15 protein-coding genes and 1 tRNA gene are annotated in these 19,976 nt (G+C 49.9%); 4 read left to right on the top strand and 12 right to left on the bottom strand.

Annotated elements, in window-relative coordinates; translation table 11 throughout:
• Positions 1–76: 76 nt before the first annotated feature.
• The 12 genes from B5G04_RS08690 to B5G04_RS08640 form a co-directional block, all read right to left on the bottom strand.
• Positions 77–724 carry an HAD-IA family hydrolase gene (locus B5G04_RS08690; RefSeq protein WP_087396823.1) on the bottom strand — a complete coding sequence of 216 codons (648 nt, stop codon included), beginning with the start codon at positions 722–724 and terminating at the stop codon, positions 77–79.
• 135 nt (positions 725–859) lie between these two features.
• The gene (locus B5G04_RS19775; protein ID WP_158100017.1) at positions 860–1,042 is read right to left on the bottom strand and encodes a hypothetical protein; all 183 of its coding nucleotides are present in this window, start codon (positions 1,040–1,042) and stop codon (positions 860–862) included.
• A complete protein-coding gene (locus B5G04_RS19770; protein ID WP_158100076.1) occupies positions 1,039–1,224 on the bottom strand; it encodes a hypothetical protein in 186 nt (61 codons plus the stop codon). Before B5G04_RS19770 ends, B5G04_RS19775 begins: the two co-directional genes overlap by 4 nt.
• A gap of 196 nt (positions 1,225–1,420) precedes the next feature.
• On the bottom strand, positions 1,421–1,765 hold the full coding sequence (locus B5G04_RS08680; RefSeq protein WP_022039822.1) for a DUF2149 domain-containing protein: 345 nt from the start codon (positions 1,763–1,765) through the stop codon (positions 1,421–1,423).
• Complete coding sequence (locus tag B5G04_RS08675) at positions 1,762–2,355, bottom strand: MotA/TolQ/ExbB proton channel family protein (protein WP_087396819.1); 594 nt, start codon at positions 2,353–2,355, stop codon at positions 1,762–1,764. Before B5G04_RS08675 ends, B5G04_RS08680 begins: the two co-directional genes overlap by 4 nt.
• 31 nt (positions 2,356–2,386) lie before the next feature.
• A complete protein-coding gene (locus B5G04_RS08670) occupies positions 2,387–3,097 on the bottom strand; it encodes a hypothetical protein (protein ID WP_087396817.1) in 711 nt (236 codons plus the stop codon).
• 1 nt (position 3,098) lies between these two features.
• Positions 3,099–7,454 carry a cobaltochelatase subunit CobN gene (locus B5G04_RS08665; protein ID WP_087396815.1) on the bottom strand — a complete coding sequence of 1,452 codons (4,356 nt, stop codon included), beginning with the start codon at positions 7,452–7,454 and terminating at the stop codon, positions 3,099–3,101.
• A 498-nt stretch (positions 7,455–7,952) separates the two neighbouring features.
• Positions 7,953–10,106 (bottom strand): TonB-dependent receptor, encoded by a 2,154-nt coding sequence (locus B5G04_RS08660; protein WP_087396813.1) that lies wholly within the window; start codon positions 10,104–10,106, stop codon positions 7,953–7,955.
• Between the two features lie 32 nt (positions 10,107–10,138).
• A complete protein-coding gene (locus B5G04_RS08655; protein WP_087396811.1) occupies positions 10,139–10,807 on the bottom strand; it encodes an HmuY family protein in 669 nt (222 codons plus the stop codon).
• 146 nt (positions 10,808–10,953) lie between these two features.
• Positions 10,954–11,799 (bottom strand): calycin-like domain-containing protein, encoded by an 846-nt coding sequence (locus B5G04_RS08650; RefSeq protein WP_087396809.1) that lies wholly within the window; start codon positions 11,797–11,799, stop codon positions 10,954–10,956.
• A gap of 230 nt (positions 11,800–12,029) precedes the next feature.
• The gene (locus tag B5G04_RS08645) at positions 12,030–13,247 is read right to left on the bottom strand and encodes an L-serine ammonia-lyase (RefSeq protein WP_013617249.1); all 1,218 of its coding nucleotides are present in this window, start codon (positions 13,245–13,247) and stop codon (positions 12,030–12,032) included.
• A gap of 130 nt (positions 13,248–13,377) precedes the next feature.
• Complete coding sequence (locus tag B5G04_RS08640) at positions 13,378–15,873, bottom strand: endonuclease MutS2 (protein WP_013617248.1); 2,496 nt, start codon at positions 15,871–15,873, stop codon at positions 13,378–13,380.
• A 157-nt stretch (positions 15,874–16,030) separates the two neighbouring features.
• Between B5G04_RS08640 and B5G04_RS08635 the strand changes: the two genes are divergently transcribed.
• The 4 genes from B5G04_RS08635 (at position 16,031) to B5G04_RS08620 (ending at position 19,731) form a co-directional block, all read left to right on the top strand.
• Positions 16,031–16,115 (top strand) — tRNA-Ser (locus tag B5G04_RS08635).
• A gap of 412 nt (positions 16,116–16,527) precedes the next feature.
• Positions 16,528–17,778: a site-specific integrase gene (locus B5G04_RS08630; RefSeq protein WP_087396807.1), complete on the top strand. Its 1,251-nt coding sequence runs from the start codon at positions 16,528–16,530 to the stop codon at positions 17,776–17,778.
• Positions 17,779–17,788: 10 nt separating this feature from the next.
• Positions 17,789–19,345 carry an RNA-binding domain-containing protein gene (locus B5G04_RS08625; protein ID WP_087396805.1) on the top strand — a complete coding sequence of 519 codons (1,557 nt, stop codon included), beginning with the start codon at positions 17,789–17,791 and terminating at the stop codon, positions 19,343–19,345.
• Entirely contained in the window at positions 19,324–19,731 is a 408-nt protein-coding gene (locus B5G04_RS08620) for a hypothetical protein (RefSeq protein WP_087396803.1), read from the top strand. The genes B5G04_RS08625 and B5G04_RS08620 overlap by 22 nt, the downstream gene beginning before the upstream one ends.
• Positions 19,732–19,976: the final 245 nt, after the last annotated feature.

Genomic DNA, 19,976 nt, shown 5'->3' with positions numbered 1-19,976 from the left:
CCGAAAACGTATTTAGGTAGAAAAAGAGGCTTTCATTGGAAAGCCTCTTTTTTATGCCAGATGGACGTAGAACGTGTTATTCGTTTTTCAGCAATGCTGTAAGGTCGTTCATAATGCCGGTATGCGGATAGGCGGCAAGCTCTTCCAGGGTGGTTGTTCCGTGAAGCACGCCTGCAAAGTCTATTCCTGCCGCCCGGGCAGTTTCCGCATCTACAGTGCTGTCGCCTACGTACAGGACATCCGTTTTTTCTGTTTGTAGCTTTTCGAGGGCGATGAATACGCCTTCGGGCGAAGGCTTAGGAGTCTGCACGTCTTCTCCACCTACGATGAGGTCGACCGTGCTTTCGGGAAGCGCATGTCCCAACAGTTCCATGATGCGGTAACGGTATTTGGTGGAGATGATGCCCAGTTTCGCTCCGCGTGCTTTCAGCGTTGCCAGCACGTGTGAGGTTTCGGGGAAGAGGCGGGTGTTTGCCGTCATATACTTGTCCGCTTCCTTTACGTATTCCTTCCGGTAGGCTTCCAGGGTATCGGCATCGGTGATTCCGCTGAGGAGGGAGAACGATTCCACCAGCGTTTTGCCAATGGTCCGCTTGATGGCTTCATCGCTGATGCCGGTATGATGATGGCGTTCGAGCACGTTGCGGTAACACATCACGATGCCTTTCGACGAATCTGCCAATGTATAGTCGAAATCGAAAAGATAAGTCTGGTATGTTTTCATTTGTCTGGATATATGTTTGGTGAATTGTGCCGCAAAGATACGTGAAATTGCCCGATTTTCCTAAAATACGGCACACAGACGGATAACGAATAGCATACAGCACACTGATGGAGCACAGATTTGCACCGGTAAAATTTAGAAACTGTTTTGAGAAGCTGTTTTGAATTTCTCCAAAAAGTTTTTCTTGGCTTGATGTATTCGTTTTCGTGTGTGCTTTGGGCGATTTTTTGGTCCTTTTCGCTCCTGTTCTTCGTCAGATAGCCCGCTATCTTCCTCATCACAGAAGCGAAAATGCCTCAAAAACTCATCCCAAATCATCGCACGATAAATTCAAAACAGCTTCTGAATTTCTCCAAAAAGTTTTTCTCGTTTTGATGTATTCGTTTTCGTGTGTGCTTTGGGCGATTTTTTGGTCCTTTCCGCTTCTGTTCTTCGTCAGATAGCCCGCTATCTTCCTCATCACACAAGCGGAAATGCCTCAAAAACTCATCCCAAATCATCGCACGATAAATTCAAAAACAGTTTCTTAACAGTGCTGCCTTGTCTGGTGTAATCAAGGACATATTCCTAAAAATGAATATATACTGCATCCACGGTTGAATATATACTGCATCTGCCGATGAAGTATATATCCGTAGGCAGATGCAGTACTACTGCGTTTTCAATTCAACCGAATAGGCTAATGGCGGACATTTGTCATTCCCCTTCGGGCACGTAGATGATTTCACCGTTTTCCAGTTCGTAGGCGATGCCCACTTTCTTGCCTCGCTTGCCGCTGGACGACTGGTCCTGACTGGGCGTGTAACGGTTGATTTGCTTGCCTTCCTTGGTGATGATTTCCATGTTGTCTTTGCCGGGATTCTTTACGATGGTGAAGTCTTTGTCGGTGAACACTTCGGTCATGTTCATGTGCATCACCATCGCTACCATCAGGGAGACTGCGAATACCATTGCTACGTCGAAGAGGTTGACCACTACACTCAACGGGTCGGTGTCTTCTTCTTTCTTGAAGAAGCTGACACGGCGGTTACGTCTGCTCATACTTGCCCTCCTTTCTCAATCAACAGGCGCGACACATAGTCGAGGTTGTTGACGCACTTGGCATACCAGCGTTGCTTGAATTGCATCGAAACCAGCCCTACGGCACTGACTACCAAACCCACTACGGTGGTGGCAAACACCACTTGCATGTTGTATGCCATGCCGGCAATGTCGCCTGTTGAGAGTCCGACCAATGCTGGACTCATTGCAATTAGCGTACCGATAAGTCCGAGTACCGGTCCTAACTTGGAAAGCATTTTAGAAAGGGCCACGTCTTTTTCAGCTTCTACTTCGAATTTTGAGAGCGTAAAGTCGGCATAGTCTTCGTTTACGGGGCGGTTTAGCATGTCGCGCAGGTAGCTGACGTAAAGAGAGTTGTCCTTGTCGGGCAAGGCTTGGCGCAGTTCGTCGGTATGTCCTTCTTTTATCAACTGGTCGAACGCTTTGTCGTTCTTACGCTTGGTGATGTACATATTGTAGGTGCCTCCGATAAGGATAAGCGCACGTACAAAGAGGAAAAGTAACAAGATAACATCGGGTATCAGCAAACTGTTGGCAACCCAGAAAAGCATTTTTGAAATAAATTCCATTATTCTTGAATTAATAATTAATAGTGAATAGTTAATAACGTTTTTTCATTTTCCGTTCTTTCCATCGCTGGATAAGTGGATACTTGATTTGGCTCCATACATAACCTACGATGAATAGGATAACGAAGAGCGAAAGGGCGAGAATAACCGCGTTCCAGTTGACCGGTTCGTCTGCGGCGGCATAGACCGTCTTGCCGTTTACGGTGGTGAGCAGTCCGAGGATGCAGACGAAGAGGCTGATGAGGAAATGGATTTCCAGCCGCAGGTCTTTTTCCGGAACGAAGTATGTTACTGTCTTTGCCAATGCCGGAATGCCCATTAGCATCAAAGCCGCCACGATGTAAGCGGTTGTGCTGAATGCGGTTCCTACAAAGGTAAAAATGGCTTCGGTGAGGCAATAGAACACCACGGGGAACAAGAGCAGGCTGGGGTACCACCACAGCAGCTTTGCCCACCAGGGATTCTTCTTTCCGTAAAACCCGCGCAGGTAGGTGACGCAGAACCCGAAGCAGAGGGCGGACTCAAGGGTGATGATGACCGCCATGTTCTGCAGGGCTTCGGTGTTCTGCAGGTAGTCGGCTATCTGTGTTTTCGATTGCAGGATGGCATATGGATATGCCAGCACGGTGAATGCCGCCACAATCAGGCTATAGATGCCTGCCTGCCACCACCGCCACAGACTGAGCTTGAAAGCGCAGTTTATGGCGATGAACAGCATCAGGATGATAATGATTTGTTCCATTTTATTTATGGTTTTGTGAACGTTTTCTTTTCAGTATCATCAGCAGGATGATGAAGGCGGCAAGTACAACACTGATTACTACGGTGCTGCTCAGCTTGTTGGTTTCCTCTTCGGGCTGACTGGAAGCGTTTACGGTGCTCTTCTTGAGAGTCATGCCTTTCTGTACGGTTCCGTCGGCAAGGGCAGCTTCTTTCATCCCGTCTATGCGTTGTTTGTAACCGGCTGCTTGCGGGACACTGACGTTTGCGGCGATGAAGTCTTGCAGTTTGGCGTTGTTGTCGGCGAATCCTCCTCCCGAAGTGCCGTACTTGGCAACCAGTCCGGTGTGCAGTTCTGCCACGGCTTTCAACTGCTGGGGCGATGCTTTCCAGTATCCTTTGCGGGCGGTTTCCAGCATCACGGCGGTCATGTTCTGCAGGGCGGCAGGATTTTTGCCTTCGAAATAGCCTTGTGTGCCGAGATGGTATTTATCCTTGACATACACGTCGTAGATGTCGTTCCAGAGTTGCTGGTCGATGGCCTGGGGCTTCATTACGTTCCAGCCGTAGGTGTTCTGCACGATTTCGGCGATGGAGCTTGCCGCTCCGGCATCGCCTTTCATCTTTTCGCGGATGTAGGCGGGATTGAGGATGGTGGTGCGGCTCTCTACTCCGATAGCTTCTTTCACTTCCTGCATCCGTACGTTGTTGCGGTTGCGGTAATCGCTCAGGTAGGCATCGGGGTCTTTTCCGGTGACGTTGCGCACCGCCAGGTTCATGCCTCCCATGAACTCATACACGTGGTCGAGGCTCAGCGCACCCCATGTGTTGCTTTGGCGGGGCTGTACGACGGCATCGGTACGGGTCAAGGCGGCTTCGAACGCATATTGGCGGAAGGCTTCCCAGTTCTTTTCGCTTCCGTAATAAGCTCCCATATTGTGCAGGTAGGTGCCGGCTATCTCTTTTTCGTTTTCCCAGCGGTCTCCGGCTTCTACCATGCCTTGGATGCCGGTGCCGTATCCGCCGTTTACGCCTCCGAATACACGGTATGCCGACATTTCGCGGGCATCTTTCGGTGTAAGCCCTTTCTCTATCAGGGCACGTTCGGTTTCGACGATTCCTGCAGCTACCTGGTTTTCGTACATATCGTCTTTGGCTGCCGCAGCCATTTCTACGGCACGGTTAATCAAGAAGAGGCGGGATGCCGCTAAGTCGCGCAATTGTCCGCTGGTCTGCACTACCACATCGATGCGCGGACGGCCCAATTCTTTCGACGGAATCAGCCGGATGTCGTTTACACGCCCGAAAGCATCGCGGATGGGTTCTACGCCCAGCATGTACAGGATTTGTGCCACGGTGGCTCCTTCGGTCTCGATGAATTCGCTGCTCCATAACGTATAGCTCACCTTGCGCGGGATGGAGTCGTGGTGGCGGCTCTTGTACATCTCGATGGTGTTGTTCGCCAGGCGGATGCCTTTTTCCCATGCTGCTTCAGACGGAGTGGCTTCGGCATTGATGGCATAGAGGTTGCGTCCGGTGGGCAAGGTGTTGGGATTGGCTATCGGGTCGCCTCCCGGCGAGGGTTGCGTATAGCCTCCGGCAAGGGCGTTCATCATGCTTTCCAGTTCCTTGGCGGGGCTTTCCAGCAGGGCAGTGCGGTAGAGGTTTACGTTCTTGACGGCACGTTCCACTTCCATGATTGCCGTGGCGCGGGCGATTTGTTCCTTGGTGTATTCTTTGCGGTGCATCATCTGCTTCATCATTGCCGCCATGCCTCCTCCGGCAGGTTGGGAGGAAGTGGCGTGACGCTTCATCGCTTCTTCCATTTTGTGGAGCGAGGCGGAGTCGGCACCCATTTTTTTTGCCATTGCCAGTGCCTTGTCGGGATCCATGCCTTGTCCGGCTTTTTTCATCCGTTCGTGCATCTTTGCGCTGATGCCCGACGGATGTCGGACAGGCATTGAGGCGGGTTTTTCCTGCATCTCTTCGGCTGCCTGCATCATCATCGACAGCATGCCTTCGGGACGCTGGCGCGAGGCTTCTATCTCGCGTGCTTCGTCCAGCTGGGCTTGCGTGATGCCGGTGGTGCGGCATACCAGTTCGTCGGTGGCAAGCGAGGGATTGGCAAGCAGGCGGGCAACCAGCGTGCGTGCCGGAGTGAGGTACAGGCGAGTGAACCGGCTGCGGTGCTTCTCGGTCTGCGGACCGGTTTTCCCGTTCAGCTTGTCCAGTGCCAGCAGGCTATAGGCTATGGGTTCGGTAGCCATGGCGTATACGCTCGATTCGATACGTGCCTGTTCGTAGGGCACGCCCATCGTGTATAGCTGCCCTGTTATCTTTTCGTTGGCAAGCTCTTCGGCGAAATTTTCGACACGTGCCACTTCGTCTTCGGTGTAAGGACGGGTCAGCAGGCTGTCCAGCCCCAGGTCGCGGTGGATGCCCAGCTTGACGGTCAGGGCTTTCACCTTCAGCGATGCCCGGTCGAGGGCGGAACGGTCGGGAACGTTTTCTTCCAGCAGGTTGTTGTAATCCTTTACGGCTTCGCTCAGTTCGCGGTAGGTGCCGCGCACGTTGCTTTCCATAAACGGAGGTGTGAGGTACGATTGCAGCCCGGCATACGAGCGGCGTTTGGCGATGACCCCTTCGCCCACATTGCCGATGGTATAGATGTAGAAATGGGGCAGGGCGCCTACGAGGCGGTCGGGCCAGTCTTTGCTGCTCAGCGCCACCTGCTTGCGCGGAGTGAATTCCAGGCTTCCGTGGGTGCCGAAGTGAATCAGCGCATCTGCCTTGAATCCGTATTGCACCCATAAGTAGGGGGCGATGTAGCTATGAGGAGGTGCGGCATCGGTGCCGTGCACTATCTGGAACGAGTTGCTGCCCGCTCCTGCCGCCGGTTGGGGAAGCAGAACGACATTGCCGAACTGCAGGCGGGCGATACCCAGCTTGCCGTCCGCCGTTGCCATGTATTCGCCCGGAAACTTTCCGTTCGCCTCTGTCACTTGGGCATACTGTTCGGGGCGGATGCTTTGCTTCACCCAGTTTTCGTATTCGTCTTTCGTAATCAGTTGCGGATGTCCTTCGCGCATAAACCGGTCGGAAGCTCCTTCGGCGTAGGTGCTGAACACGGTGCCGCGCTCTTGGATGAGCCGTCCGAGGGCTTCGCTGCTCTCCGGCATCCCGTCTACCCGGTATCCTTCCTGGCGCAGGCGCACCAATAGGTTGTAGAGCGAGGGCACTACCTCCATGCCCGAAGCGGTCAGGGCGTTCTGTCCCGGTCCTTTATAATAGACGATGGCAATACGCTTTTCGGCGTTGGACTTGCGTTGCAGGGTGATGTAATTGTTCACGGTCTGCACAAAGGTCTCCAGCCGTTCGGGGATGGCGGACGCATGTTGCAGCCCCTCCTTGTCGGCATAGTGGCCGAAGAGCGCGAAGGGGCGGATGGCTCCGTCAATCTCGGGTGTCACCACGCTTTGCGAGAGGAATCCGCCGTTCATCCCCATCGGGTCGTTTTCCCAGTCTTCCACCAGCGTGTTCACGTTCAGCGGGGCGAAGAGGGGGATGTTCTGCCGGGTCAGGTAATCGGTGATGTAGTCGCCCATGCGCCCGTGTGCCATGTTGATGACGGCAGAGGGACGCACCGAGTCTATCTGGTGGCGGGTGATGAAGCTCTTCATGCGGCGCACGGGATAGACCACGTTGCCCGTCTCTTCCAGCCGGCGGATGAGGTCGGTGGGTTCGCCCATCTGTCCGGTGATGATGATGCGTGGCGCACCGTCTTTCCACAGGTCGTGCTCTTTCAGAAATTGGTTGTATCCGGCTACGGTGTTGAAGCCTTTTGCCTCGTCATCGGGGTGGGAGGGGTCGATGTGGTACAGCATTTCGTTTGCCGCTTCCTGCACAGGTTCCGGCTCACGGGTGGAAATCAGCTTGCCGTCCACCGTGCCGCGCACATACTCCAGCATGCTGCGGTAGTTGCGCCTTCCGCCGCCAGCCAGGTAGGCACGCAGGGGAGCGGCGGTGGCGGAGTCGAGCGAGCAGATGTCGTTAGCAGGGTTGGTGACCGCCGTCGAGAGGACGGGCAGCCCTCTGTCGGCGGCTTTTTGGATAAGGGTGCGCTGCTCTTCGGTGATGCGGATGCCCATCGCGTTGATGAAAACCATGTCGCAACCGTCCAGCTTGTCCAGTTCGTCGGTGCCGATTTCGGCGAGGCGGATGAACGGGTTGTCATTGGCTTTCGAAATTTCGCCCAAGGTAATGGCCTGGTAGTTGATGAAGCCTATCTTCGTGGCGCTGAACCAGCTGTTCCATACGGCGAACAGCAGGAGGGCGGCTACGAGGAGGCTACCCAACACAATCATTCTTTTCTTTTTCATTGCTCATTTGTTTTTAAGTAGATGTTGAAACTATAATTTGTCTGTTCAGAAACGCAGATTGACACAGATTTTCGCAGATTCTCATTTTGATTATCTGTTTTAATCTGCGTTAATCCGCGAAAATCTGTGTTTTTACTCTGTGGTGAGAGGTTTTATCCTGTCTGTCTCCGCCCTTCGGAGAGGTGGAAAATGTGCGGCGAGGGGTCGCCGCAGACCTTCGGACACCCGGAAAATGGATTTTAGCCCCTCGCCGCAGACCTTCGGACACTTGCAAAATGTGTTTTAGACCTCAGTTTCGGACTTTGCACGTCTGCAAAATGGATTTTAGACCTCTAAAACTGATTTTGCAAGTGTTGCAAAGTGTATTTTAGACCTCAGTTTCGGACTTTGCACGTCTGCAAAATGGATTTTAGACCTCTAAAACTGATTTTGCAAGTGTTGCAAGGTCGATTTCAGACCTCTAAATTGCATTTTGCACATGTTCCGATGCCTTTTCCGTCAGAACAGCTGGTTCACGTCGAGCGAAAGCCCCACGGAAACGGTGGTGCCGGTGGTGGTGGGCGTGCTGTTGTAATAGTGGTCTGGGCGGTAATTGAACAGGTTGTCCACCACTACGTTCACGCGGATGCCCCGGTACACGCGCTGCGCAAGGTTCAGCTTCCACAGGGTGTATGCCGGATAGGTGGTCGAGGTGGTGCCTGCGTCGGGGTCGGTATAGCTCACGTATTCGTCCGTGGTGACGCGCGAGAGGACGCGGCCGGTCAGCGTCACGTCGAAACCGTAGTTTTTCCACTGCTTGCCGTAGTCCAGCTTGGCGGTGGCGGAATGGGGACGGGTGGACGAGAAGTAAGGCTCGCCATCGGGGATGTGTACGTGGGTGTAGGCATACGAGAGGCGCACGCCCAAGCCGCAGGGATACTTGGCGGCTACGTCGGCGTTTAGCCCGGCGATGTTCATCTGGGTGATGTTGGAGTAGACCATTCCGTTGCGGCTCTGGTCCCACACGGTAGTGATGCGGTTGTCCACCAGGTTGAAATATCCGGTCAGGGTGACATTGTAGCGGCTCTTCAGGTATTCGGCGGAGAGCGAGAAGTTCTGGCTGCTTTCGGGTTTCAGGTTCTCGTTGCCGTATATCATGAAGACGTTCGCCATGTTGAAGTCCATGTACATTTCCTTCAGCGTGGGGGCGCGGAATCCGCCGGCGTAGGAGGCGCGGAGCGAGCAGTTGCGCCATTTGTACATGATGCCGAGTTTCGACGAGGTGTTCTTCACGTCGGCTTCGGAATAATAGTCGAAGCGGATAGACGACATCACGTTGAGGTTTCGGATGGGGTTCAGGTCGAACTGGGCGAAGGCGTCGGCGGTGTATTGCTCGTGGTCGCCGTTGTCGGTGAACTGGTAGCTCATCAGGTAGTCGCGCATGAAGTCGCCTCCCACGGTAAGGGTGTTCTTGTCGTTCATCGCATAGTTGTAGAGGGCGCGTACGGTGTGCTGCACGTTGGTATAGTCGCGCAGGTCATAGTCTTGCGCAGGGTCGTAGTCGCTCTTGTCGTACTGGTCGAAGCTGTACGACATTTCCAGGTCGCTCCGCTTGTTGAAGGTATAGTTGCCCCGGAGCCCTCCCGAAAAGTCGCGGTAGCGGTCCTTGCTCGATGTGCTCTTGTCACGTTCGCGGAAGAAGTATCCCAGCCGTCCGGTCAGCTTCAGCCGGTCGGTAGGGGTATAGACGAGGCGTTCCTTGAAGTTCCACGTGCGGTTGCCGTACACGCGGCTGAAGTCGTTCTCCTCGCCGTCCTTGCCCACGGTGCCCACTTCGATGGGGTCGGTGGAGGTGTGCTGCACGTTGAGGCTGTTCTGGAAGTCGCCCGCGCGGAAGGTGAAGGTGCCTCCGTAACGCTGGTCGTTGTGCGCGCCGTACTTTCCGTTCAGGTTCAGTGTCCACGGCTCGGTAGCTTCCTTGGTGATGAGGTTGACCACTCCGCCCACGGCATTCGAGCCATAGAGCGACGATGCCGCCCCTTTCACGATTTCGATGCGTTCCACGTTGTCCAGGTTCAGGCGGCTGTAGTCGATGTTGTCCAGCGTTTCGCCCGCCAGCCTTTCGCCGTCGACAAGGAAGAGGACGGCGTTTCCTCCGAAACCCTGCATGTTGAGCGAGGTCTGCTGGTCCATGGAGTAGGAGAACTCGATGCCCGGCAGCTCTGCCTGCAGCAGGTCGCCGATGTGTGTGGCGTCTACCTTGCGGATGTCGTCGGCGGTGATGACGCGTGTCACGATAGGCACGTCTTTCAGCAGCTTGGGCGTGCGTGTACCCGTTACCACTACAGTTTCCATACCTATGGCATCTTCTTCCAAAGCGAAGTCCAGCCGGTCTTGTCCCGGTTGGAGTGCATGGCTTTGCGTCACGTATCCGATGAACGATGCCTGCAGGGTGTATGCTTTCCCGTCGGGGAGGCGCAGGCGGTAGTTCCCTTCGGCATCGGTGGTCATTCCGATGGCTCTGTTCTCTTTCACGAACACCGTTGCTCCGGCAAGCGGCCCGTTGTCCGCATCGAGCACTTTCCCCGAAACGTAGCGTTGTGCGGCGGCGCTTGCCGCGATGAGGAGGCAGCCCGCCAGCACGATAAGATTTTTCAGTATAGGTTGTTGCATATTCTTTTGTTTTTTATTAAATGGGCTGGGGGCTACAGCGGATAAGCATATTCGATAGTGAGGTGTCCCGAAGTATTCTGCTCGTTGCGGAATGCCGTGAGGCGCAGGGCGGCATAAGTGCCGTCGGCCATGCGCAGGATGTACACCTTATTAGATAAGGTATAAATAGGTGGCATCGTGCTGGTGTCCACGTCCAGCCATTTGGCAAGCTCGGCGTTGTAGCTGGAGGTGGCATACAGGATGTTGCCCTCCATCATACCCGACATATCGATGGTGATTTGGGTCTCGGTGTCGCTCACGTAGTTTTCCGTGGGGATGCTGCTCATCAGTAGTACGGCATCCAGGCTGGTCGCCTCGGTCTCCAATACAGCACCGCCGTTGGTCTTTACATCGTAGCGGTGGATAGCGAAGTCCCACTCGGCAGGCAGTGAGGCGTTTTCTCCCATTGGTACCTCCGTGCCGTCCGTTCCGGTGATGCGGGTGGAGTCTATTTCTTCGGTATGCAGGTTGATGTAAGTCCACTGGGCATAATCGGTGGCATCAATGAAGAGTGTTCCCGTTCCGTCGCCGTTCGGGTTGAATCCGTAGCCGGTAGTGGTGCGGGGCTGGTCGTAGATGCCGTCCAGTATGCCGTCGCACGCCGGGAACAACAGCATTGTTGCCCCCAGCGCGAACAATTGATAAAGACGAAACAATTTCATGTACTATTTACTATTTGATTATTTACGATTTGCCTTAAATCGTACCTCGTAAATCGGAAAATCGTAATTTCATGTACTATTTGACAATTTATTTATTTACTATTTTGCCCTAAATCGTACCTGTAAATCGGAAAATCGTACATACATCAGTTGGCTGCAGGCATATCGCCCAGGGTGAAGGTGATGGTAAGCCCGCCCATCACGCCGGGTACGGTGAAGGTGAAACTAACGTTTTCCTTGCTTTCATCGATGCTTCCGCTCAGCGTGCAGGGATATTCGCTCACGTTGCCGTTCATTCCCATTTGGGTGGTACCTTCGCCGCTCAACGTATAGGTTCCGTTGGCTTCGGTTGCGCTTACACTTGTGAATGAAAACTCGCCCCACGTATCCGATGTGTATGCCAAGGTGAAGGTACCGTCGTTATTGGCAGAGAGCGTGATGGTTTGGTTTTCGGCCGTCATGCTTTCAAAATAAGCGCAACTGGCATTGGTCCATCCTTCGTAGGAGCCGGCAAGAAGTTTCTCTGCCGGAATGTCGCCCAAGGTGAAGGTGATAGTCATCCCACCCATTACCGACGGTACGGTGAAAGTGAACGTGCCTTCGGTCCGTCCTTCGTCCAGTGTGCCTTGCAGGGTGCATTCGTATTCGTTTTTCGTGTCTCTCATTCCCATTAAGGTCGACCCGCTTCCGCTTACGCTGTACGTGCTACCCGAATGCGTCACTTCGGCTCCACTTACGGTGAACTCACCAAAGCTGGCAGAAGTATAAGTAAGGGTGGCTGTGCCGTTTTCCCCGTCGCTGGTTATTGTCAGCGATTCACCTGCCGATACCAGCGGCGTATCGGTATATTGGAATGAGGCTTCGGAATAGCCTGCATATGTGCCGGCGATGTCTGCTGCCGGATTCTCGTTGATACTGTTGTTTTCATCGTCGCTGCATGCAGCCGCAAATAATACAAGGGCCGCACATGTTAATAGATTCTTTAGTTTCATGTTGCTATTTTGATTAGGTTTTGGTTTTACGATGCAAAGGTAGAGTGGTTTCAGAGGGTGGTCAATACCTAAAATTCATGAAAAAAGACGGTGGCCTTGAGTCTGAAAGGAAGTGAGAAAATCAGTATTTTTAGGTATTTATATAAAAAAGAAACGTCGGAAACTCCGTGTTTCCGACGTTTGGGGTAGTAACTTTTTGTTAGAACAAGATGATGAGCCTTTGGTAATTGTCAATTGTCAATTGCCATCGGGTGATAGTCTTTGGCAAGCCCACCCTCGCTGGTCTCTTTGTAGAGTGAGGGGAGGTCGTGTCCAGTTTCTTTCATTACTTCTACCACACGGTCGAACGATACGCGGTGGTGTCCGTCGGTGAACGCAGAGTAGGTATTGGCGTCAAGGGCACGGGCAGCGGCGTAGGCGTTTCGTTCGATGCAGGGAATTTGCACCAGTCCGCACACAGGGTCGCACGTCATGCCCAAGTGGTGTTCCAGTCCCATTTCGGCAGCATATTCTATCTGTGCGGGACTTCCACCGAAGAGTTGGCTTGCCGCTGCAGCCGCCATCGAGCATGCCACGCCTACTTCTGCCTGGCATCCGGCTTCGGCTCCCGATATCGAGGCGTTATGTTTGACGATATTTCCTACCAGTCCTGCGGTGGCAAGGGCACGCAGGATGCGGGCATCGCTGAACTCCCGGGTTTTCTGTAAATGATAGAGCACGGCAGGCACCACGCCACAGGCTCCACACGTGGGGGCAGTTACGATTTTTCCGCCCGAAGCGTTTTCCTCGCTTACAGCAAGGGCGTACGCAAACACCAGTCCGCGTGAGCGGAGCGAGTCTTTGAATCCCTTTGCCTTGATGTAGTATGCCGATGCTTTCCGGCGCAGGTTGAGCGGTCCAGGCAATACGCCTTCAGCATCCAATCCACGCAGGATGGCTGCCTTCATTGTTTCCCATACTTCGGCGAGGTAGTCCCATATCTCTTTACCTTCGCATTGTTCTACATATTCCCAGTAGCTGCGTCCGGTGTGTTCGCACCAGTAGAGTATCCGGCTCATCGTGTTCATTTCATAGATGTCAGGAGTGCTACCTTGCGGATGCCCTTCTTCAGCAAGTGCCCCTCCCCCGATGCTGAACACGGTCCACTCATCGGTTTTCTTTCCGTTTCCATCGAAAGCCTTGAAAGTCATTCCATTGGGGTGGAAGGGAAAGAACACATGCGGTTTCCATACGATTTCGACCGGTGCGTGTGGTTGGAGTACGTCTAAGATGGCCACATCGGTCATGTGTCCCTTGCCTGTAGCGGCAAGGCTTCCGTAAAGCGTCACTTCGAAGGATTTTGCTTCGGGATGGCGGGCAAGGAATTGTTCGGCTGCCTTCCGCGGTCCCATGGTGTGGCTGCTAGAGGGTCCTGTGCCTATCCGGTATAATTCTCTGATTGATTTCATCTTTTTAAGTATGTATGTGAAATGGTTATCTTTTACCACAGATGACACAGAGTATCACAGAGGAGATAAAAATAAAAAACGCTGTGTCCCTCTGTGTTCTCTGTGGTGAATGGTTCATTATAAATGTAAGTCATTTCAAATCTACCACCGTGATTCCCGCCCCGCCGAACTGTACGTGCTCGTCTTGGAAATGCGCTACGCCGGGTACGGTGGCAAGGTATTGGCGTATCAGTGTGCGCAGGATGCCCGAGCCTGTTCCATGCAGGATGCGGACACGGCTTACGCCTACTTGAATGGCATCATCGATGAAATAGGTGACCGCCTGTATGGCTTCATCGCCGCGCATGCCCCGTACGTCGATGTCTTGCTTGAAGTTCAGTTTCTTCTGGTACATCTGTTCTTGCGTCTCGCTGCTTACGAAGGTGGCTTTTGCCATCACGTTTGAAGTCTTGGGTGGGTCGGCGTGTTCCAGCCGTTCGGTCTTGACATTGGTCTTCATCAGTCCGAACATCACCACGGCGTTCTGTCCGTTCAGTTCCAACACCTGTCCTACACTTGTCTGACCTTTGATGCGCACATAGTCTCCCGTGCAGATGGGCTTTGCTTTCGGCTGCATGGGGGCAGTTTCGGCTTTTTTGTTCTTCCGTTCTTCTTTGCGTTTCTGCTTTTCGCGCAGGCGTTCCATTTTGCGGGCTATTTGTTCTTCGAGGGCTGCGGTGTCAATGGTCTCCACTTCTTGCTTGAAATCGGCAAGTTCCTGGCGTGCCGTGCGTGTGCGTTCTTTTTCCGCTTGTGCTTCCTTGATGGTGCGGATAGTGTTCTCTATCTTGGCGTTCGATTCCTGGAGCAGGTGTTCGGCATCCTCCTTGGCTTTTTGCAGGATTTCCTTCCGCTTGCGCTCCAGTTCTTCTATCTCTTGCTGGTAGCGGGCAATGGTGTCTTCCATCTGCTTTTCTTTCTTGCGGATGTTTTGCCGCTTGGTTTCCCAGTAGCGTTTGTCGCGCACGATGTCTTGCAGGTATTTGTCGCTTTGAATGTATTCGCTGCCCACAATTTCCGAGGCATCGGCTATCACCTCTTCGGGCAATCCGATTTTACGGGCTATCTCTACGGCGAACGAGCTTCCGGGATTTCCTATCTGCAACTGGAAGAGTGCGCGCATCTCGTGGCGGTCGTAGAGCATGGCTCCATTGATTACGCCTTCGTGGTCTTCGGCAAAGTGCTTCAGGTTCTGGTAATGGGTGGTGATGACCCCGAATGTCTGTTTCTGGTTAAACCGTTTCAGTACCGCTTCGGCAATGGCGCCTCCGATTTGCGGCTCCGTACCTCCGCCGAACTCGTCTATCAGGATAAGGCTTTTGCCGTTGCAATATTTCATCATATTCTTCATATTGGTAAGGTGTGAAGAATAGGTGCTCAGGTCGTCTTCGATGCTTTGTTCGTCGCCGATGTCGATAAAGATGTTTTCGAAGATGCCCGCATGGCTCCGTTCGTTCAGCGGTATCAACAAGCCACATTGGAGCATGTATTGCAGCAGTCCTACGGTTTTCAGACATACCGATTTGCCTCCGGCATTGGGACCCGATATCAGCAGGATGCGTTGGCGGCTGGTCAGTTCGATGTCCAGCGGCACTACCTTCTTATTGTGTTTCGCCAGCGATTTCTGAAGCAATGGGTGTACGGCTTCTATCCAGTCGATGATTTGTTGTTCTTCGAAGGCGGGCTTTACTGCTTTGATATCCATACAGAAAAGGGCTTTGGCACGGATAAAGTCGATAAGTGCCAGGAATTCGTATGATTGCAGGATGGCGGGTACTTGCGGGCGGATGGTTGCCGAAAATTCGGTCAGTATGCGGATAATTTCCCGTCGCTCTTCACCTTCCAGTTCCCGGATGCGGTTATTGGCTTCTACCACTTCTGCCGGTTCAATGAAAACGGTCTTGCCTGTAGCCGATTCATCGTGTACGATGCCTCGTATCTTGCGCTTCATGCCCGGAGCCACAGGAATGACCAACCGTCCGTCGCGCATAGTCGGCGTCACGTCTTTTTCCACGAAACCTTCTGCCTGTGCACTGCGCAAGATGCTGTTCAGGCTGCGCGAGATGCTGCCTGTCGTGTCAGCCAGTTCGCGCCGGATACGCAAGAGCTCGGCAGAGGCATTGTCTTTTATCTTGCCGAACTTGTCAAGAATGTTGTTGATGCGTGCTATGAGCTGTGGAAATACCAGAATATCGGCAGCCAGGGCGTGTAGGGCAGGGTAGGGTGAGTGCGAATCTTCGTCTTCCTCGTCCTCTTTTTGCAGAAAACCCACGATGTCGCGTATCGTTTCCAGCGAGCGACGCAGGTCGAACAGTTCCTGTTCGTCCAGATACAGTCCTTCCACCCGGATGCGTTTCAACGAAGGGCGCACATCGAAAAAGTATTGGCTGGGAAATTCGTCTTCCTCTTCCAGAATGCGGACGAATTCCACTACTTCCTCCAGCCGGCAGTTGATTTCTTCGTAGTCGCTGGAGAAAGCCATTCCGTCTGTTTTTTCTTCGCCCAATGTGCTCAGGCACTTGGCTTTTATAAGGTTCCTGATTTGGTCGAACCCTATTTTCTGTTCAAAGTTTTGTGGATATATCATGCCTTGTTAATGTCTGTTCTAACAATTTGGTTATCGTCGGCAAAGTTACGACAATGCGAAAAAACAATCAAAAAAAGTGATGAAATATTTGCCAAATTGAAAATAATCCGTACCTTTGCAGCGCTTTTGAAAGGAAGCACATCGCGAAAAGCGTTTTGGAGAGGTGGCAGAGTGGTCGATTGCGGCGGTCTTGAAAACCGTTGTACCGCGAGGTACCCGGGGTTCGAATCCCTGTCTCTCCGCTGAATATATTGGAAAAGAGTAGGAAAGTTTCACAAAATTAATTTTGTGGAACTTTTTTTTGTTGCCTTGTGTCTGCTTTTTTGCATCAACCGTTACGGGGTCACGTTACGTCACCGCCACAGTTACAAGAACCGTTTAAAAAGCAAAAAGCATCGACAATCATCAGATTATCAATGCTTTTTCACCAGTCGGGGTGACTGGATTCGAACCAGCGACCACACGCCCCCCAGGTGACAATTTTAAACTTTGATATTTTTATATCTGCCTGATTTATAGGAGTAATATTGCTATGAATCAAATGCTTAAATTCTATAATTTTTCTTCGATTTATTGGTGTTTTCTGAAAAATGTGTCATATTTGTGTCATTCAAATAAAAGAAAAACCTTTGTCTTACATAAAAACAGTGGGATATGGCACATTATAAATTTATGCTTTTAGAATATAATGCAGGTAAAGATGGTAAGACTGCTGTAACTTTACGTATAACCAAAGACAGAAAGCGTAAATATATCAAGACTGGACTGTTAGCAACAATTGAACAATGGAACAGTGAAAATGATAGATTTGTAGCAGATAAGAAGCTTGTTCCAAAATTCAAAGAATATAATGCTAAGTTATCAGAATTGGAAACTCGTGTAAATGCTGTTCTAAGAGATTTTGAAGCCGATAGAATTGATTGGACTTTAAATCAGTTTGAAGACGCTTTTGTTGGAAGAACTTCAAAAGGTAAAGTGAAAGACTATTTCAATAATACTATTACCACTCTAAAAGAAACGGGTCATATAGGAAATTCAACCTGTTATAGTCGTACATTACATATGCTTGAGCTGTTTGATAGTAAATTTGACAAGAAGGTATTTTCTGAAATAGACATTAAATATGTAAAAGCTTTTGATGTGTTTCTTCAAAAACGTGAGTGTAAAGGGAATACTCGGAAATATTATTTTAAAGCTTTGCGTGCTATTTTAAATAAGGCTATTCAAGATAAAGAGGCATCGGAGAGTACTTATCCTTTTGGTAAAGGGGGATTCAATATCGCTGCATTAGAGGAAGAAACCGCTAAACGCTATTTGCCACATGATAGCATGATAAGGTTAAAAACAACAGTGATGGATAATGCTGTACTTGAACGGACACGAAAATTATTCCTTTTTTCGTATTATTGTTATGGTATATCGTTTATAGATGCAGCATTGCTGACTAAGAAGAATATTATTCGTTATAATGGTGGGAATTATATTGTATATAAGCGGAATAAAACAAAAGAGGCCAAGAAAGTTAAACCTATCCAAATTAAGATAACTCCTGAAATTCAAGAATTAATGGATTGGTTTTCAGCCAATACATTGTTAGTAGAAGATTACTTGTTACCAATAGTTTCTATTGCAGGATATAAAGGAGAGCAACTTTATAATCATATCCGTAGCCGTTTTGGACGTAATAACAAGAATTTGGCTAACTTAGCGAAAGTTTTGGAGATTACAGACATGAAGTTGACAAGCTACGTAAGCCGCCATACAATGGCAATGACTTTGCAGGACAATCAAGTACCGAGAGAAGTTATCTCACAGATATTGGGGCACAGCGATTTGGCAACCACCAATACTTACTTGGATAGTTTTGCCAGTAGTGTAATAGACGAAGCGGTAAAAGTATTATAAACGAAACAGTATGTTACTAACAGATAAAATAAAGGACTTGCTTTTGCATGGTGAGAATAAGCAAGTAGAATTTAAGAAATGCACGGATAAGGTTTCGGCTTCTGTGTATGAAACGGTATGTTCTTTTTTGAATGCAGAGGGAGGATATATCTTTTTAGGAGTGGATGATGATGGTACAATATTGGGAATTAATCCTAAATGCGTAATAGATATGACCAAAAGCATTATCAATACGCTGAATAATCCTGAACAGTTTCTTCCTCCAATGCCAATCACGCCGGAGCAGACAGAGATAGACGGTAAAATTATCCTGTATCTGAATGTGCCGGAGAGTGAACAGGTACATAGATACAAGAATCGCTTCTTTGACCGTTGGGGTGATGCGGACAATGATGTGTCAAAGCATACCTATCTGGTTAAGAATATGTTCATGCGAAAAGAAAAGGAATCTTCCGAAAACGAAGTGTTTCCCGATGTGACCTTGGAAGATATGGACGAAGAATCGTTCAAGATTATGCGTAGCCATATTTCCATTCATAACTCCAATCATCCATGGCTGAGCATGACAAATGAAGAATTCCTGAAAAGTCTGTTTTGGGGTAAACAACGGGGGACAAACAAGGAAGGATATAAGTTAGCTGCTATTCTTCTATTTGGCAAGGAACAGACTATCCTGAACTGTTGTCCGTGGCATCGCACAGACGCCATTTACCGTAGTATGTCTTACGAGCGTTTCTTGCATCCGCTTCCGACAGACCCTGATATTCGCTACAATGACCGGGATATGATATGCACAAACCTGATTCAGTCATATATCCGTTTGTTGAATTTTGTGCAGCGCAATATGCCTGATAAATTCCGTTTAGCAGACAACGGCATAGACCGTTTGGATTTACGGGTAATGATATTCAGAGAAGTAATCTCGAATACACTTCTGCACCGTGAGTATATCAGTTCATATACCAATAAGTTTCTCATATTCCGAGACCGGGTTATAACAGAGAATTGGACGAAACCTTTCCAAACAGGGGATATAGATATAAATGATTGGCGCACCCGTACAAAGAATCCGCTAATAACAAAGGTGTTCCGTGAAATGAAATGGGCTGAAGAACTTGGCTCTGGACAGAAAAATATTCGAAAATATGCTCCGTTATACTTCGAAAGCTCTGAAATAGAAATACATAGTGGAGAGGAGTTTATCTTTTCTATTACCTATCGTGACCCCAAAGAGTTTGAGTTTGCGGAAAATACGCCAACAAGTCGGGAGCAAGTCGGCACTAAGTCGGCACTAAGTTGGAACCAAGTCGGCACTAAGTTAGCACTAAGTCAAAAAGAAATAAGAACTATTTTGGAAATGTGTTTGTACGAAAATACTTTAACACAGATTATTGCTTCGCTCAATTTTAGCGATAGAACGAAATTTAAGAGAAAATATATAAACCCTTTGATTTCAGAAGAACTACTGGCAATGACTGTTCCTGACAAGCCAAATAGCCGTTTACAGAAATATTATACCACCGAAAAAGGAAAATCACTACTACTATGCCAAGACGCAAGCAACTGACATTCAAAATCAAAGACCTGAGATGTGCTCAGTATCTGATTGCGGAGTTGTCCCAACTCCCTCAGCTGGCAAACTTTGATATGACTTCTATCGAGATAAGCATCAAGGAAAACAGACCTGCCCCTAAAATCATAAAGAAGGACATTGATGTACTGATAGACCGTTTGCAACGTGGATTCTCCGCAAACAAGCATACTCTTACCCAACTGAACGGAAGATATTTGGTGACAAATACCCATTTATCCAAATGGATGAGAACCACTCCTGCATCTGTAAACAAATGGATAAAAGACGGATTAATAAAACCCTGCCAAGACCCGCATGTATGCTTTGATTATTTTAATGTGGATGAAGTAACGGAGCAATTACGCAACCAAAAACAATAAAATCACATTTCAATTTATCATCTATATCAAAAGTGCCATTTGATGCCATTCTGAAGACAGACGCTGCCAAACCTCTGAATGGCATTATTTGTATGTCCTCTTGTGGCAGCTAATGTCTTCTTTTGTCTTTGTTAATGCAGATATTTATTCGTTTTATAAGCTCTTCTTTTTGTTTTTCCTTTGCATCATCAACGTTGAGATAGCTGTGACGACAGCTTATTGTTTAACCCCTAAAATGTTTGATT

The sequence above is a fragment of the Bacteroides sp. An51A genome, from assembly GCF_002161565.1.
Taxonomy (GTDB): Bacteria; Bacteroidota; Bacteroidia; order Bacteroidales; family Bacteroidaceae; genus Phocaeicola; species Phocaeicola intestinalis.
The sequence above is the reverse complement of the archived record's forward strand: the minus strand, read 5'-3'. Positions and strand labels throughout refer to the sequence as shown.

What these genes read in the sequence shown, in the direction of transcription:
- B5G04_RS08690 (WP_087396823.1), bottom strand. Translation starts at nt 724, where the DNA reads ATGAAAACATACCAGACTTATCTTTTCGATTTCGACTATACATTGGCA.
- B5G04_RS19775 (WP_158100017.1), bottom strand. Translation starts at nt 1,042, where the DNA reads ATGATTTGGGATGAGTTTTTGAGGCATTTTCGCTTCTGTGATGAGGAA.
- B5G04_RS19770 (WP_158100076.1), bottom strand. Translation starts at nt 1,224, where the DNA reads ATGATTTGGGATGAGTTTTTGAGGCATTTCCGCTTGTGTGATGAGGAA.
- B5G04_RS08680 (WP_022039822.1), bottom strand. Translation starts at nt 1,765, where the DNA reads ATGAGCAGACGTAACCGCCGTGTCAGCTTCTTCAAGAAAGAAGAAGAC.
- B5G04_RS08675 (WP_087396819.1), bottom strand. Translation starts at nt 2,355, where the DNA reads ATGGAATTTATTTCAAAAATGCTTTTCTGGGTTGCCAACAGTTTGCTG.
- B5G04_RS08670 (WP_087396817.1), bottom strand. Translation starts at nt 3,097, where the DNA reads ATGGAACAAATCATTATCATCCTGATGCTGTTCATCGCCATAAACTGC.
- B5G04_RS08665 (WP_087396815.1), bottom strand. Translation starts at nt 7,454, where the DNA reads ATGAAAAAGAAAAGAATGATTGTGTTGGGTAGCCTCCTCGTAGCCGCC.
- B5G04_RS08660 (WP_087396813.1), bottom strand. Translation starts at nt 10,106, where the DNA reads ATGCAACAACCTATACTGAAAAATCTTATCGTGCTGGCGGGCTGCCTC.
- B5G04_RS08655 (WP_087396811.1), bottom strand. Translation starts at nt 10,807, where the DNA reads ATGAAATTGTTTCGTCTTTATCAATTGTTCGCGCTGGGGGCAACAATG.
- B5G04_RS08650 (WP_087396809.1), bottom strand. Translation starts at nt 11,799, where the DNA reads ATGAAACTAAAGAATCTATTAACATGTGCGGCCCTTGTATTATTTGCG.
- B5G04_RS08645 (WP_013617249.1), bottom strand. Translation starts at nt 13,247, where the DNA reads ATGAAATCAATCAGAGAATTATACCGGATAGGCACAGGACCCTCTAGC.
- B5G04_RS08640 (WP_013617248.1), bottom strand. Translation starts at nt 15,873, where the DNA reads ATGATATATCCACAAAACTTTGAACAGAAAATAGGGTTCGACCAAATC.
- B5G04_RS08630 (WP_087396807.1), top strand. Translation starts at nt 16,528, where the DNA reads ATGGCACATTATAAATTTATGCTTTTAGAATATAATGCAGGTAAAGAT.
- B5G04_RS08625 (WP_087396805.1), top strand. Translation starts at nt 17,789, where the DNA reads ATGTTACTAACAGATAAAATAAAGGACTTGCTTTTGCATGGTGAGAAT.
- B5G04_RS08620 (WP_087396803.1), top strand. Translation starts at nt 19,324, where the DNA reads ATGCCAAGACGCAAGCAACTGACATTCAAAATCAAAGACCTGAGATGT.